Below are 14,609 nucleotides of genomic sequence, written 5' to 3' on the forward strand. Positions count from 1 at the left end.
AGGTACTTATGAAAATATCAGAAGAAAAAGTTGATAGAATAATGAAACTTCTAAAGGAAAAAGGGTATAAATATACTGATAAAAGAAAAGCTATGGTTGAACTTTTAGTAAAAGAAGATAGATATATTAATGCAAAATATGTATCCGAAACAGTAGGTAAAATGTATCCTGGACTAAGTTTTGATACTATTTATAGAAATCTAAGTACTTATGAAGAAATAGGTATTTTGGAAACTACAGAAATTAAAGGGGAAAAATATTTTAAAATTGGATGTTTGGAAACAGATCATCACCATCACCATCACATATGCTTAAAATGTGGAAAAGCAAAAATAATACATGTACACGTATGTGATGATTTAGAAATTGAAGAATTGAAAGGCTATCGAATAGATGGTCATAAATTTGAGGTTTATGGTTTATGCCCAGATTGTTTGAAAAAAGAGGATAATAAATAATGTTTGAAGGTATTTTGCCGATTTATAAAGAACGTGGAATTACTAGTCATGATGTTGTATTCAGAGCTAGAAGAATTCTTCAAATGAAAAAAATAGGTCATTCTGGTACATTAGATCCTGAGGTAGATGGAGTGTTACTTCTCTTATTAGGAGGAGCGACTAAAGTTAGTGAATATGCAATGGATTTAGGTAAAAGTTATAGAGCTGAAGTTTGTTTAGGGATAAAGACAACTACAGAAGATCTTACAGGAGAAGTTGTTGAAGAATGTAATGTTTCAGACATTAGTGTAGATAAAATTAAAGAAATTCTGAAATCTATGATTGGTGAAATAGAACAAAAGCCACCTATATATTCAGCTATTAAAGTTAATGGTAGAAAATTGTATGAGTATGCTAGACGCGGCCAATTTGATGTGGAAATTCCGACTAGAAAAGTAAATATTTATGATATTACATTTATAGAAAATAGTGAATATTATAAAGATGATAAATTTTATTTTTCTATAGATATAAATTGTGGGAAAGGAACATATGTTCGAACTATAGCTACAAGTATCGGAAAAGAATTAAATTTACCAAGTACGATGAGTAAATTAACGAGAACTAGAAGTGGTGAAATAACATTAGATAGTTGTTTAACGCTCTCTGAGATAGAACAACATCTAAAAGATGAAACATTAGAAGGAAAACTTCTAAGAAAAGAATATGCTCTAGAAGAATACAAATTTGTAGAAATACCAAAATTTAGAGCAAAACAAGTGATGAATGGTTTGAGATTTAGGAAAAATCAATTTCCAGATCACGATTTTACAGATGGAATAGTTTTTACTTATGAAAATGAAGCAATAGCAATATATTATTTGAAAGATGAAGAGGATGAATTGTTATCTGTAAAAACTACATTTCCAAAAATAATAGAGTAGGTAAATGAAGATGGAAATATTTAATATTTCAGATATTAGTGAAATAAAAAAAGATAATACTAAAAGAGTGGCTGCATTAGGTTTTTTCGATGGTATTCACAATGCTCATCAAAAAATAATAGGTGATGCAGTGAGTGTAGCTACTGAGGGCGTTAAGTCTATTGTAATAACACTTGATAAGAGCCCGAAGGAGTACTTTGGTAAAACTAGTGAAGAGTTATTAACACCGATAAATAAAAAAAATGAACTATTAGAAAGTTTATCTGTAGATGAAGTCTATTATTTAGAATTTAATGAAAAATTACAGAATTTATCTGCTGATGATTTTATAGATAATATTTTGAAAAAACTAAATATAGAAAAAGTATTTTGTGGATTCGATTATAGATTTGGAAATAAAGGTTTAGGAACTCCAAAATTGATTGAAGAAAATGGCATAGAAATTAGTGTTCAAAATGAACAAACTATAGATGGAGAAAAAATATCTACGACAGTTTTGAAGAAATTTGTTCGAGATGGAGAGTTCCAAAAGTATAGAGAATATTCAGGAAGATTTTATTCAATTTCTGGTCTTGTAGTAAAGGGAAGGCAGTTAGGACGAACTATTAATTTTCCAACTGCTAACCTTCAATTATCAGAAAAATATCTTTTACCAGAAACTAATGGGGTTTATATTACGAAATTAAAAGTTCACGGTGAAATATACAAATCAATTACAAATATAGGTTATAATCCAACTGTTTCAACTGAAAAAAATAAGAAATTTATAGAAACGCATATTTTAGATTTTGATGAAGATATTTATGGTGAAAAAATAGAAATTTTCTTTTATGAATTTTTAAGAAAAGAACAAAAATTCGAGAGCTTTGATCACCTAAAAGAACAACTTAAATTGGATAAAAAAACCTCTGAAGAAAAAGATTATTAAAATCATATTTATATACTGATTTTAGAGGTTATCTCTTGAATTATTATAAAAAATAGTGTACAATTACTTATGTTCCTTATTCGTGGTATAGAAACCCTCCAGGTTCTACACTAGGATTAAGGTCGCAAAAATATAATTATATGGAGGAAATTGCAATGGCAGCAATTAGTCAAGAAAGAAAACAAGAAATTATCGCTAAATTCCGTACTCACGAATCAGATACTGGTTCTCCAGAAGTACAAATCGCAGTATTAACTGCAGAAATCGATGCTTTAACTGAGCACTTAAACACTCACAAAAAAGATCACGCAGGTCGTCGTGGATTACTTAAAAAAGTTTTCCGTCGTCGTCACTTACTAGACTACTTAATTAAAAAAGATATCCAAAGATACCGTGAATTAATTAAAGCTCTAGGATTAAGAAGATAATTTTTAAAATACTTATAGGAAAGCCGTTTGAGACACTTCGGCTTTCCTTTTTCTATGAATGTAACAGAAGAGTAATGATATTTCCTCTCAAGTTTTTTATATATTTTTAATATGATTATAAAACATAATATTCTTAGAAAATTACAAATATAACAAATATTTATATTTATATCAAAAAAGTATTGACATAATATTGAAAAATTGATATACTATTAAAGTACTTCAGAGAGAGGTAATTATATAATATGTCTCAGTAGCTCAGCAGGATAGAGCAACGGCCTTCTAAGCCGTCGGTCAGGGGTTCGAATCCCTTCTGGGACGTCACTTAGAGTAGATGAAAATCTACTCTTTTTTTATTTTTATAGATAATGAAAATAAAAAAAAGAACGTCTAAACAACGCTCATTTTTACTTCTATTACTTTATTCACTTCTGGTATTTTTTCAACAATAGTTTTTTCAATTGCATATTTTAATGTGATATGTGATAGTTCACAATGTGCACATTCACCTAAAAATCTAATTTTTAAAATCCCATTTTTAAAATTAATAAATTCTATGTTTCCACCATCTTTAATAAGTTTAGGGCGTATTTTTTCTAACTCAAATTTAATTTTATCAACAGTTTCATAATACTCTTTATTCAAAACGAATCCACCTCTCTATAAAATATTATACTGTTCGGCAAAAGAAAAGTCAATAAAGCAAGAAGACATAAATATTTGATATTGTAAGTAATTTAAAATAGTTTACATATAAATATTAAATAAAGATAAAGTTTTATTAAATAGGACGAAGGAGAATTGTTTATAGATAGAATATATAATAAAATTAGAAGGAAAATCAACGACAAAAATAAATATTTAAACATTTGCTTAAATCAAAATAATTTTTCAAAAAATGTTTACACATGTAAATTTTATTAACATTATAGTGTTTCGAGATTAATATTAATAGAAGCCTTTAAAATTATATAAGCAACTATACTTATAAAAAAATATTATGTAAATTTAAACGCTTTTAAATAATTCATAAAATATTCACAAATTATTTTATAAAATATAAGCAAGATACTGTTATTTTGTTAGAAAAACAGTTATAATATTAAATAGAAAATAAAAAATAAAGAGGGATACATTTTATGGCTAATACAGATAATCAATTAATTTTGATAACAGATGTAGCGGTTGGTAAATTCCAAGAAATGTTATTTGATGCTGATAAACGTGATAGTTACTTGAAAATTTCTATCGCTTTAGAAGGAACACAAATGCATTACGCTATTGATATTAAGGACGAATTAGAAGATGGTGATAAAGTACTTAACTTTGGTGATCTTAAAGTTCTTGTTAATGAAGAAGATGAGCTTCTTTTAAAAGGTCTTGAAATAGATTATGTTCAAGATGAATACGGTAGTGAGTTTACACTACACAATCCAAATATGATTGAAATCTATGATGATGAAGATGGCGGTTGCTGTGGAAACGGCTGCTGCTGCGGTTAAAATACAAAATAACAGATAAAAGGAGAAATTGATACTATGAAAAACGTAGTTATTTTAGGTGCTGGGTATGCAGGACTTACGACTTTAAAAGGATTAAAAAAAGCTGCTAAAGCTGGAGAGGTAAAAGTTACTTTAGTAAACAAAAATTCTTATCACTATGATACAGTAAACTTACACGAAGTTTCTGCAGGGAATATCCCAGCAAAAGATATTTGTATCGATATTAAAGATTTAGTATCACCAGGTGTAGAATTTGTTCAAGACGAAGTAATTAAAATTGATGTTGAGAAAAAATTAGTATTAACTAAAAAACATGAGCTTGACTATGATGTACTAGTTGTTGGATTAGGATTCCAACCTGAAACATTTGGAATTGAAGGTATGGCTGAAAATGCATTACCAATCGCCAATGTTAATGCTGCAGAAAAAATAGCTGCTACATTAGAAGACAACTTCAGAAAATATGCTACAAGTGAAGAAAAAGATGTAAAAGATATTTCAGTTATCGTAGGTGGAACTGGATTAGCTGGTATGGAATTCTTAGGGGAATTAGTTCACCGTAAAAAAGAATTATGCTCTAAATACGGAATTGATGAAAAATTAGTTAAAATTTACGGATTAGATGCTGCTCCAACATTATTACCAATGTTTACTAAAGAGTACAGTGACTACGCAAGAAAATACTTAGAAGACAATGGAATCGAAATTATCTTAGGTGCTGGTATTAAAGGGGCTACTAAAGATAGCTTCACTATCGAAGTTGATGGAGAAAGAAAAGATTTATATGCTTCTACACTAGTATGGACTGCTGGTGTTCGTGGTAACAAACTTATGGACGAAGCATTCCCAGAACTTGCTAAACGTGGTCGTCTTGTAACTACACAACAATTAACAGTACCTGGACACGATGAGATTTACATCGTAGGTGACTGTGCTGCATTCATCGAAACTGGTCAAGAAAGACCTTATCCAACAACAGCTCAAATCGCTAACCAAATGGGAGCATATGTAGGAGCTAGAATTAGCGGAAAACAAGTTGGAGACTTCAAATACATCAACCGTGGTGTTGTATGTTCATTAGGTCACAAAGATGGTATTGCTGATGTTATGGGTGGTAAAAAAGCTAAAGGATTCAAAGCAGCTAAACTTAAAAAAATTATCGAAGCTAAAGCAATTTATGAATTAACAGACTTCGTTACTGCACTAAAAAACCAACGTATTCTTTAATACAATTATAATAAAAATTATTTAAGAAGGCCCAATTAATTTTGGGTCTTTTTATTTTTGAATATTATTTAAAAGATAAAGTTAATTTAGTATTAAATTTTTTCTAATTATAGTATTTTTAGCCATGTTAATTTGAAAAAAAGTTGTAATTATGGTAAGATATAGTGTAGAGAAAATTTAACCAAATAAAGTTATGGGGAAAAATTATGATATATAAAATAGCAAATACAGCGGAAGAATATGAACAAATTTTCAAGTTGAACTATGAAACATTTGTCGAAGAAATTCCTCAACATGAAAAAAATGAAACTAAAAAATTAAAAGATAAATTTCATGATAAAAACATATATATAATAGCTAAAAAGAAAAACGATGTAGTTGGTATGATTGCATTATCAGATCAGCGTCCGTTTTCTTTAGACTTAAAACTTAATGATATAGACAAATATTACAAAGGTAGTTATAAAAAACCTGTAGAAATAAGATTATTATCTATAAAAGAAAAATACAGAAAAACTAAAGTTTTTACAGAATTATTGCAAAGAACATTTAATTATATTATTCAGAATGCCTATGATATTGTGTTTATATCAGGAACAACTAGACAAGAAAAACTATACAAGCATATAGGCTTTACAAAATTCCATGAGAACGTAGGAACTAAAGATGCTGAATATATGCCTATGTATCTTTCACTTAAGAGTGAAAATAAGGTTCTTGATAGAATGGCAAAAGCTCAAAGAATTAACTTTTTACCGGGACCAGTAGACTTATCTCAAGATGTTATTGATAAATTATCTAAGCAATTGTACTCACATAGAAGTAATGAATTCGTTAGTTTAACTAAAAATACACTTTCAAAAATAGAGAGAATTTTAGATGTAGAAACAGCGACTATTTTACATGGATCAGCTACATTAGCCAATGAAGCTATAATGGCGCAATTGAAAGGTAGAAATCTTAACAATGGTCTTGTTTTAGCAAATGGTGAATTCGGAAATAGATTAGTTCGTGAAACAAAACGTCACGGCTTAAATATCGAATGTTATTCTGTAGGTTTTGGAGAAAGCTTTGACTTAGAAGTTGTAGCTGAAAAATTAAAATCAGGAAATTATGATTTTGTTTATTTAGTTCATAACGAAACTAGTGTTGGAATATTGAATGATTTAGAAGAAATTACAAAAATCGTTAAACAAAATAATTTAGTACTTGCAGTTGACGCAGTTTCTGCAGTAGGTGCTATTAAATATAGTTATAAAGATGTTGATTATGTAGCTTGTTCATCAGGTAAAGCCTTTTGTTCTGTAGCTGGATTAGCAATTGTAGGTACTAATTGTGAGTTAGTTCCATTGGAAAGCACGCCACTATATCTAGATTTACACTATGCTAATAAAATGACATCGATACCTTTCACTCAACCATCTATTTTAATGGAAGCACTAAATACAGCTTTAGACGCCTTTAAAACAGATGAAAGATATGAAAAGGTTCAGGAAAAATATTCATATATGAAGGCAGGACTTAAAGAATTGGGTCTTCCAATAATGAAAATAAAAGAAAAAGAAGTTTCACCGGTGATTGTAACTGTAGAATTGCCTGAAAACATTAGTTCACTTAACATTGGAGCTTCACTTGCAATAAATAATATTTTTATTCATTATAAGAGTTCATATCTTCAAGAAAGAAATATTATTCAGTTTTCATTTATAAATATTAATACAACAAAAAATGAATTAGATTACACATTAAATATATTAAAAGAAATGATAGGAGATTATTAATGGCAGTATTTAAAGTATTTTACCAAGAAAATTCAAAGGAAATTCCAGTAAGAGAAAACACACAAGTGTTATATGTAGAAGCTGATGGAGTACCAGCAGTAAGAAAGTATTTAGATGACAGAAACTATAATGTAGAACTTGTTCAAGAATTAAGCGAAGCATATTTAGAGTTTGAAAAACAATCTGAAGACTTTAAAGTGGAGAAAGTTAATGGATAAAATCATTAAAAAAAATGAAGTAGGAGTAGCTGCTATTGGTGGTTTAGGAGAAATCGGTAAAAACACCTATGCTATTCAATACCGCGATGAGATTATAATAATCGACGCTGGAGTTAAGTTCCCTGGAGATAATATTCTGGGAATTGACTATGTAATACCTGATTACTCATATATTGAAAAAAATATTGATAAAATCAAAGCGTTGATTATTACTCATGGTCACGAAGATCATATTGGTGGATTACCATTCTTACTTAGAAAAGTTAATTTACCAATATATGGTGGACCATTAGCAATTGGATTGATTAGATCAAAATTAGAAGAACACAACTTACTGGCTAAAGCTGAGCTTAATGTTATAGATGAAGATACAGTGTTAAGTTTTAAATATTTAAAAGTATCATTCCATAACACAACTCACTCTATTCCAGATTCATTTGGAGTTATTGTAAATACTCCACAAGGGAATATTGTTCATACAGGTGATTTTAAATTTGACTTTACTCCAGTAGGTCAAGGATCAAATTTACACAAAATGGCAGCAATAGGAGAAAAAGGAGTATTGTGTTTACTTTCTGATTCAACAAACTCAGAAAGAACAGAATTTACTCAAAGTGAAAAAGAAGTAGGTAAAACTATTTCTAATATTCTTCGTAAAGAGAAACATAGAGTAATATTTGCAACTTTCGCTTCAAACGTATATCGTGTAAAACAAGTTGTAGAGGCTTGTATTGAACATGGTAGAAAGATTGTTGTATTCGGCCGTTCTATGGAGAAAGCTATTAAAATTGGTACAGAATTAGGGTATATTAAAGCACCTAAGGAAACATTTGTAAATAGTAAGTACTTAAATCAAGTAGATCCTAATAAACTACTTATTTTATGTACTGGAACTCAAGGAGAAGAATTAGCAGCGTTAAGTAGAATAGCAAATGGAACACATAAGAAAATTACAATAATGCCAACGGATACTGTAATTTTTGCTAGTTCGGCAATTCCAGGGAACACTCTGTCTATTAATAAAAATATAGATTTATTATCAAAACTTGGAGCAAATGTTATTACTTCTAGTGTTAATAATGTTCATACATCTGGGCACGGTTCGAAAGAAGAACAAAAACTAATGTTTAGATTAATCAAACCTAAATATTTCATGCCTATTCACGGCGAATATAGAATGCAGGTTATTCATGCTCAAACAGCAGTAGAATGTGACATTCCACTAGAAAATTCATTTATTATGGAAAATGGTGAGGTATTAGCATTAACTAGCGATAGTGCAAGAATTGCTGGTAAGTTTGATGCATCAGATGTCTATGTAGATGGACTTGGAATTGGAGATATCGGTAGTGTTGTAATTAAAGATAGAAAAGAACTATCTGAAGAAGGTGTTATCGTAGTTTCAATTGCAATTGACTTTGAAAACAAAAAATTAATGAATAATCCCGATATAATAAGTCGTGGATTCGTTAATGTAAATGAATCAACAGAATTATTCGGACAATCTAAAGCAGTTGTTAAAGATGCTGTTTTATCTGTACTATCAAATGAGGAGTGCGGAGTATATCAAGTTAGACAACAAATTTTAGAATCTTTAGGGGAATTTTTAGAAAGTGAAATAGGAAGAAAGCCTGTTATTTTACCAACAATATTGGAGGTGTAAATATGAAATACAGAAGTGTATTTGATATTATAGGTCCGGTAATGGTAGGACCGTCAAGTTCACATACAGCAGGAGCAGTTCGTATCGGTCTTTTTACAAGATATATTTTTGGAATGCAACCAGAAGATGTAAAAATAACATTATATGGTTCGTTCAAAGAAACTTATAAAGGACACGGAACAGACATTGCTCTTATCGGTGGATTATTAGGGTATAATACGTCTGATAAGCGTATAAGAACTAGTATGGAAAATGCAAAAGCAGCAGGGATGGAGTTTGAGTTCATAGAGAGTGGAATTGAACATATTCATCCAAATACAGCAAAAATAGAAGTTCAAGCTGGTCGACATAGCCTCGATCTTATTGGGAAGTCAATAGGAGGAGGAAAGATGGTTATCTTTGAACTGCTAGGCTTTGATGTGAATTTATCAGGTGACTTCCCCACTTATTTCATTTTTTATAAGTTTAATGATAAAAATAAAGAAGAATTATCACTTAAAATTGAAGAATTGTTTGGTGATAAAAAAGTAAGTGAGAAATATTCTAGTTCTATTTTAGAAGGAACTAATTTACTTGTAGTTGAGTCTCTAGAGAAATTAAATGAAGAAAGCATTCAAAAAATAACTGAACTAGAATTTGTTAATGAAGTAAAATTTGCAGATAAATTGTAGAGGGTACAGAAATGTTTACTAGTTTAGAAGAAATCGTAGAAAAATCAAAATCAGAACAAAAACCTGTTTCTGAATTGATGATAGAACAAGAAATTGAAGTGAATGGTGTAACTCGTGCTGCAGTAGAAAAATTGATGAAAAGAAATTTAGCTGTCATGATGCAAGCTGTTGAAGAAGGATTAGCAGGAGTAAGTTCAAAAACAGGACTTACAGGTGGAGACGCTAAAAAACTACAAGAGTATATCAATAGTGGTAAATCAATTACTGGTAGTGATTTTTTAAACGGAGTTGCAGCAGCAATTGCAACAAATGAAGTTAATGCATCTTTAGGATTAATTTGTGCAACTCCGACTGCTGGATCGGCTGGAGTACTTCCAGGTTGTATTCATGCGTTAAAGGAAAAATTCAATATTAATGAAGAAACGCAGTTAAGAATGTTATTTACAGCTGGAGCTTTTGGATTCGTAGTAGCTAATAATGCTTCATGTTCAGGAGCAGAAGGTGGATGCCAAGCTGAAATTGGTTCAGCAAGTGCAATGGCAGCGGCAGCTATAGTAGAAGCCATGGGAGGAGATGCCGAGATGAGTGCTCATGCATTTGCCATTGCTTTAAAAAATATGTTAGGACTTGTTTGTGATCCAGTAGCAGGATTAGTAGAGGTACCTTGTGTAAAAAGAAATGCGGCTGGAGCTTCTACAGCTTTGATGGCAGCAGATTTAGCTCTAGCAGGAATAAAAAGTCGTATTCCAGCTGACGAGGTGTTAGAAGCAATGTATAAGATAGGACTTGAAATGTCTACTACATTAAAAGAAACTGCTAAGGGTGGTTTAGCAATCACAAAAACTGGAGAAAAATATAGGAGTTTATTATTCGGTAATGATTAATATTTTAGAAAAATCGGTAGGAACTATAAAAGGTGTTGGAAAGAAATATTTACAGACATTAAATGAATTAGAAATATATACAATTCGTGATATTCTGTACAATATTCCTTACAGAGTATCTAGTTCTACTGATTTTTCTTCTTCTGTAAAGGATAATGAAAAGGTAATAACTACAGGAAAAGTAGAAACTAGAGTAAGCACACAGTTTTATGGAAATAGAAGAAGTAGATCTTTTTTTACATTATCAACTTCATCGGGAAGTATTAAAATAGTATTTTTTAATCAACATTATTTAAAGAAAAATCTTGTTGAAGGTAGAGATGTAGTAGTTAAAGGTACATATAATGCTGCTAATAACACAATTACTGCTTCAAGCGTAAGTTTCAATACAACTGAAGAAAAACCTAAAGGTGATACTATCGAAGTTTTTTATCATCTGAAACAAGGAATTACACAAAAAAAGTTTATAAAACTTGTTGAAGAATCATTTAAAATGATAGATGGTGAAAATGTAATATTAGATTTGGTTCCTGAAAATTTTAAAGGGATTTGGAAGTTAGAAAGAATACTTTACACTTTACATTATCCAAAAAATTCAGAAGAGTTTGATAAGGCAAGAAAGATGTTTGCATTTCACGAATTGTTTAATTATCAGCTAAAACTACAACTTCAAAATATAAATAGCAGAATTGAAGATACTAGATATACTGTAGGAGCGAATAATAAAGATATTAAAGTATTTAAAGATAGTTTACCTTTCACGCTAACGGGTGCGCAAAGTAGAGTTATAGATGAAATAGTAACAGACTTAAATGATCCTTATAAGATGGACAGATTACTTCAAGGTGATGTTGGAAGTGGTAAAACTGCCGTTGCAGCTGCAACTTTATATGCAACTATTAAAGCAGGTTATCAAACTGCAATTATGGCGCCAACAGAGATTCTAGCAAATCAACACTTTGAAACATTCTTTGAGTTTTTTAAAGATTTGAATATCTCTGTAGCGTTGCTGACAAGTAGTACTCCCAAAAAAGAAAGGAATACTATTTTAAGTCTACTTGAAGTAGGTGAGATAGAATTATTAATTGGAACACATTCTTTAATACAAGAAGATGTAAAGTTTAATAATTTGAAATATGTAATTACAGACGAACAACATCGTTTCGGAGTAAGACAACGTCAATTATTAAGTAATAAAGGTGAAGCTGTTAATTCATTAATGATGACAGCAACGCCAATACCAAGAAGTTTAGCAATCACTTTAATCACAGATATTAAGGTATCAACAATAGACGAGTTGCCAGCGGGTAGAAAAAAAGTTCAAACTTATAAAGCAAATAATAAGAGTTTTTATAAAGTACTTGATAATATTCGGATGGAACTTGATAATGGTAGACAAGGTTATGTGGTTTGTCCATTGATTGAAGAATCTGAGAAGATGGATCTTCAAAATGTAGAAGAAACCTATGAAAATATTAAGAATTATCTACCAGATGACTATAAAATTGCAATACTTCATGGTAAAATGAGTAATAAGGAAAAAGATGCAATTGTTGAAAAATTTTTAGCTAAAGAAATACACATATTAATCTCTACAACTGTTATAGAAGTTGGTGTAAATGTACCTAATGCTACATTTATGATAATTGTGGATGCTCATAGATTTGGGCTTGCTACATTACATCAACTTAGAGGACGTGTAGGAAGAAGTAAGTATCAATCGTACTGTATCTTAGTAACTGATTCTAAGAGTGAGCGTATTGATATTATGTGTTTAGAAAATGATGGTTTTAAAATTGCGGAATTTGACTTAAAACAACGAGGACCTGGTGATTTTTTTGGTACGAAACAAAGTGGTGTACCTAGTTTTAAAGTTGCTGATTTAATTAATGATGTAGATTTAATGTATTTAGCCAAAAAATTGGCTGTGAAAATTATAGAAGTAACAGATAATAAGCAACGGCTATTACAATATGTAGGATTAGAAGAGACAATTATTTAGGAGGATTAGATGAATAAAAAATTAAAAAATACATTACTAAATATTCTTATCGTAGTATTGTTATGTACATCGGTAGTACTTATATTCAAAAATCAAATTAGAGAATATTTAACAGGAAATGCTAACGATAAGATAATAACAGCTTATAAAAATGGTAAAGGTGAAGTAGACATACCATGGTGGCAAAAAATGTTTACAGATAATGAATCAAAAATTAAACTGACAGACTCAATGTTAGGAATTTTAAAAATTGATAGTGTACAAATAGAAGAACCAATTTTCCAAGATGTTACTGAAATTAACTTAATTAATGGGGTAGCAACATCACAAGAACCATCAACTTTAGATGCGCAAAACGTAGTTATCGCAGGTCACAGTGTGCAAGGTGTTGGTATAAGATTTAATAACTTAAACAAAATAAAAAATGGAGCTAAGATTCAAATTATTTCAAAAGATAAATTACGTACATATGAAGTAAATAAACTTTATGATGTAGTGCCAACACAAGTGGAAATTTTAGAACAGCATGAAAATGAACCGAAGATATTAAAATTATTTACATGTGATAATTTCAATCCGCAAACAGGTGTATGGGAAAGTAGATTTGTAGTCGAAGCAAAATTAATAGGAGAGGAAAGTGCATAATATTATGAAAATAGGTATTGATATATTAGGTGTTGATGAACCTAGTAGAATTGTTAACTTTGTAAATAGTTATAAAGATGAAGAAGTAGAACTTTATGTTTATGGACTTGAAGAAAACTTAAATCAAATAACTAAAACAGAAAATATTATTAAGAATGTTTGTACTGAAGAGGTGTTAATGTCTGATGATGCAGCACGTGTTCACAGAAAGAAAAAAGATGCCTCAATGATCAGAATGTTATCTGATTTGAATAATGATGTTATTGACGTAGCAATTTCTGGTGGAAGTACTGGAGCTTTCATGGCGAGTTCACTATTTATGTTAGGTCGCATAGAGGGAATTTCGAAACCAGGATTAGCGTCACTATTACCTACAAAAAGCGAACATAAGTTTTTACTTACAGATTTAGGAGCTAATGTAGAAGCTAAACCTGATGATTTAGTAAATTATGCTAAACTAGGTCAATTATATATGAAATATATTTATAATATAGAAACACCATCTGTAGCATTACTAAATGTGGGTGTTGAAGAATCAAAAGGAAACAAAGTATATAAAGAAGCTCATAAGTTACTTAAAGAAGATATTAATAACTTCAAAGGAAATATTGAAGCTAGAGAGATTCTTGAGCATAAATATGATATAGTTATTTCTGATGGTTTTGCAGGAAATGTGTTATTAAAAACTATAGAAGGTGTTGCTAGTACATTAGGTTCTATGATTAAAGGAATCTTTATGGAAAACATTAAAACTAAAATTTCAGCATTACTTGTAAAAAGTGGAATTACAAAATTTAAAAAGAAATTTGATTATAGTGAATATGGTGGAGCATTCCTACTAGGGATTAAGAAACCAAGTATAAAAGTTCATGGTTCATCTGATGAAAATGCATTATATTATGCAGTTCAACAAGCAAAACAAATACACAAAACAAAACTTTATGATATAATGATAGAAACGATGGAAAAAGGAGAATAAAAGCAATGGCAATTTTCGAAGAAGTAAAAGAAATTATTACTAAATATATTAAAGTTGATGCAGATAAAATTACATTAGAATCAAGATTAAACGAAGATCTAGATGCTGATTCAATTGATGTTGCAGATGTAGTAATGGATATTGAAGAAAAATATGGTTTTGAATTTTCAGATGAAGATGCAGAAAACATTGTAAAAATCAAAGACTTAGTAAGAGTTATTGAAGAAAGAAAATAATATAAATAAGAGCTAGAGTTTTACTTTAAGTATGACTCTAGTTTTTTATAAAAGTTGTTTTATT

16 protein-coding genes and 1 tRNA gene are annotated in these 14,609 nt (G+C 29.8%); 16 read left to right on the forward strand and 1 reads right to left on the reverse strand.

Features of this window, described 5'->3' with window-relative positions; all coding sequences use genetic code 11:
• The first annotated feature begins 8 nt into the window (after positions 1-8).
• From ACWOA3_RS01400 to ACWOA3_RS01420, 5 genes are all read left to right on the forward strand, one after another.
• A complete protein-coding gene (locus tag ACWOA3_RS01400; RefSeq protein WP_003146392.1) occupies positions 9-458 on the forward strand; it encodes a Fur family transcriptional regulator in 450 nt (149 codons plus the stop codon).
• The gene (gene truB, locus ACWOA3_RS01405; RefSeq protein WP_456883849.1) at positions 458-1,381 is read left to right on the forward strand and encodes a tRNA pseudouridine(55) synthase TruB; all 924 of its coding nucleotides are present in this window, start codon (positions 458-460) and stop codon (positions 1,379-1,381) included. The genes ACWOA3_RS01400 and truB overlap by 1 nt, the downstream gene beginning before the upstream one ends.
• Before the next feature lie 10 nt (positions 1,382-1,391).
• On the forward strand, positions 1,392-2,309 hold the full coding sequence (locus ACWOA3_RS01410) for a bifunctional riboflavin kinase/FAD synthetase (protein ID WP_442566764.1): 918 nt from the start codon (positions 1,392-1,394) through the stop codon (positions 2,307-2,309).
• Positions 2,310-2,464: 155 nt separating this feature from the next.
• Positions 2,465-2,737, forward strand: a complete 273-nt coding sequence (gene rpsO, locus ACWOA3_RS01415; RefSeq protein WP_003146386.1) for a 30S ribosomal protein S15 — start codon at positions 2,465-2,467, stop codon at positions 2,735-2,737.
• Between the two features lie 247 nt (positions 2,738-2,984).
• A tRNA-Arg gene (locus ACWOA3_RS01420) sits at positions 2,985-3,058 on the forward strand.
• Positions 3,059-3,127: 69 nt separating this feature from the next.
• On the opposite strand, the gene ACWOA3_RS01425 is transcribed toward ACWOA3_RS01420, so the two are convergent.
• Complete coding sequence (locus ACWOA3_RS01425; RefSeq protein WP_003146384.1) at positions 3,128-3,382, reverse strand: NifU family protein; 255 nt, start codon at positions 3,380-3,382, stop codon at positions 3,128-3,130.
• A 494-nt stretch (positions 3,383-3,876) separates the two neighbouring features.
• Here ACWOA3_RS01425 and ACWOA3_RS01430 point away from each other — a divergent pair, with 494 nt between their 5' ends.
• The 11 genes from ACWOA3_RS01430 to ACWOA3_RS01480 all read left to right on the forward strand — a co-directional run bounded on the left by ACWOA3_RS01430 (position 3,877) and on the right by ACWOA3_RS01480 (position 14,545).
• Entirely contained in the window at positions 3,877-4,239 is a 363-nt protein-coding gene (locus tag ACWOA3_RS01430) for a HesB/IscA family protein (protein WP_003146382.1), read from the forward strand.
• Positions 4,240-4,275: 36 nt separating this feature from the next.
• A complete protein-coding gene (locus tag ACWOA3_RS01435; protein ID WP_003146381.1) occupies positions 4,276-5,466 on the forward strand; it encodes an NAD(P)/FAD-dependent oxidoreductase in 1,191 nt (396 codons plus the stop codon).
• Between the two features lie 206 nt (positions 5,467-5,672).
• Complete coding sequence (locus ACWOA3_RS01440) at positions 5,673-7,247, forward strand: aminotransferase class V-fold PLP-dependent enzyme (protein WP_456883850.1); 1,575 nt, start codon at positions 5,673-5,675, stop codon at positions 7,245-7,247.
• Positions 7,247-7,465 (forward strand): DNA-dependent RNA polymerase subunit epsilon, encoded by a 219-nt coding sequence (locus ACWOA3_RS01445; protein ID WP_003144942.1) that lies wholly within the window; start codon positions 7,247-7,249, stop codon positions 7,463-7,465. The genes ACWOA3_RS01440 and ACWOA3_RS01445 overlap by 1 nt, the downstream gene beginning before the upstream one ends.
• On the forward strand, positions 7,458-9,128 hold the full coding sequence (rnjA, locus tag ACWOA3_RS01450; protein ID WP_456883851.1) for a ribonuclease J1: 1,671 nt from the start codon (positions 7,458-7,460) through the stop codon (positions 9,126-9,128). The genes ACWOA3_RS01445 and rnjA overlap by 8 nt, the downstream gene beginning before the upstream one ends.
• 2 nt (positions 9,129-9,130) lie before the next feature.
• Complete coding sequence (gene sdaAB / locus ACWOA3_RS01455; RefSeq protein WP_456883852.1) at positions 9,131-9,799, forward strand: L-serine ammonia-lyase, iron-sulfur-dependent subunit beta; 669 nt, start codon at positions 9,131-9,133, stop codon at positions 9,797-9,799.
• An 11-nt stretch (positions 9,800-9,810) separates the two neighbouring features.
• Positions 9,811-10,683 (forward strand): L-serine ammonia-lyase, iron-sulfur-dependent, subunit alpha, encoded by an 873-nt coding sequence (gene sdaAA, locus ACWOA3_RS01460; RefSeq protein ID WP_456883853.1) that lies wholly within the window; start codon positions 9,811-9,813, stop codon positions 10,681-10,683.
• Positions 10,676-12,685: an ATP-dependent DNA helicase RecG gene (gene recG, locus ACWOA3_RS01465; protein ID WP_456883854.1), complete on the forward strand. Its 2,010-nt coding sequence runs from the start codon at positions 10,676-10,678 to the stop codon at positions 12,683-12,685. Before sdaAA ends, recG begins: the two co-directional genes overlap by 8 nt.
• A 9-nt stretch (positions 12,686-12,694) precedes the next feature.
• The gene (locus tag ACWOA3_RS01470; RefSeq protein WP_003146373.1) at positions 12,695-13,330 is read left to right on the forward strand and encodes a class A sortase; all 636 of its coding nucleotides are present in this window, start codon (positions 12,695-12,697) and stop codon (positions 13,328-13,330) included.
• Positions 13,323-14,309 (forward strand): phosphate acyltransferase PlsX, encoded by a 987-nt coding sequence (gene plsX / locus ACWOA3_RS01475; RefSeq protein WP_456883855.1) that lies wholly within the window; start codon positions 13,323-13,325, stop codon positions 14,307-14,309. Before ACWOA3_RS01470 ends, plsX begins: the two co-directional genes overlap by 8 nt.
• 5 nt (positions 14,310-14,314) lie before the next feature.
• Entirely contained in the window at positions 14,315-14,545 is a 231-nt protein-coding gene (locus tag ACWOA3_RS01480) for an acyl carrier protein (RefSeq protein WP_442566709.1), read from the forward strand.
• The last annotated feature ends 64 nt before the right edge of the window (positions 14,546-14,609 follow it).

The sequence above is a fragment of the Gemella taiwanensis genome (genome assembly GCF_054054385.1).

Coding starts and splice junctions, on each gene's coding strand:
- truB (WP_456883849.1), top strand. CDS start 458: ATGTTTGAAGGTATTTTGCCGATTTATAAAGAACGTGGAATTACTAGT.
- ACWOA3_RS01410 (WP_442566764.1), top strand. CDS start 1,392: ATGGAAATATTTAATATTTCAGATATTAGTGAAATAAAAAAAGATAAT.
- rnjA (WP_456883851.1), top strand. CDS start 7,458: ATGGATAAAATCATTAAAAAAAATGAAGTAGGAGTAGCTGCTATTGGT.
- sdaAA (WP_456883853.1), top strand. CDS start 9,811: ATGTTTACTAGTTTAGAAGAAATCGTAGAAAAATCAAAATCAGAACAA.
- sdaAB (WP_456883852.1), top strand. CDS start 9,131: ATGAAATACAGAAGTGTATTTGATATTATAGGTCCGGTAATGGTAGGA.
- ACWOA3_RS01400 (WP_003146392.1), top strand. CDS start 9: ATGAAAATATCAGAAGAAAAAGTTGATAGAATAATGAAACTTCTAAAG.
- ACWOA3_RS01430 (WP_003146382.1), top strand. CDS start 3,877: ATGGCTAATACAGATAATCAATTAATTTTGATAACAGATGTAGCGGTT.
- recG (WP_456883854.1), top strand. CDS start 10,676: ATGATTAATATTTTAGAAAAATCGGTAGGAACTATAAAAGGTGTTGGA.
- ACWOA3_RS01470 (WP_003146373.1), top strand. CDS start 12,695: ATGAATAAAAAATTAAAAAATACATTACTAAATATTCTTATCGTAGTA.
- ACWOA3_RS01445 (WP_003144942.1), top strand. CDS start 7,247: ATGGCAGTATTTAAAGTATTTTACCAAGAAAATTCAAAGGAAATTCCA.
- ACWOA3_RS01435 (WP_003146381.1), top strand. CDS start 4,276: ATGAAAAACGTAGTTATTTTAGGTGCTGGGTATGCAGGACTTACGACT.
- rpsO (WP_003146386.1), top strand. CDS start 2,465: ATGGCAGCAATTAGTCAAGAAAGAAAACAAGAAATTATCGCTAAATTC.
- ACWOA3_RS01480 (WP_442566709.1), top strand. CDS start 14,315: ATGGCAATTTTCGAAGAAGTAAAAGAAATTATTACTAAATATATTAAA.
- ACWOA3_RS01440 (WP_456883850.1), top strand. CDS start 5,673: ATGATATATAAAATAGCAAATACAGCGGAAGAATATGAACAAATTTTC.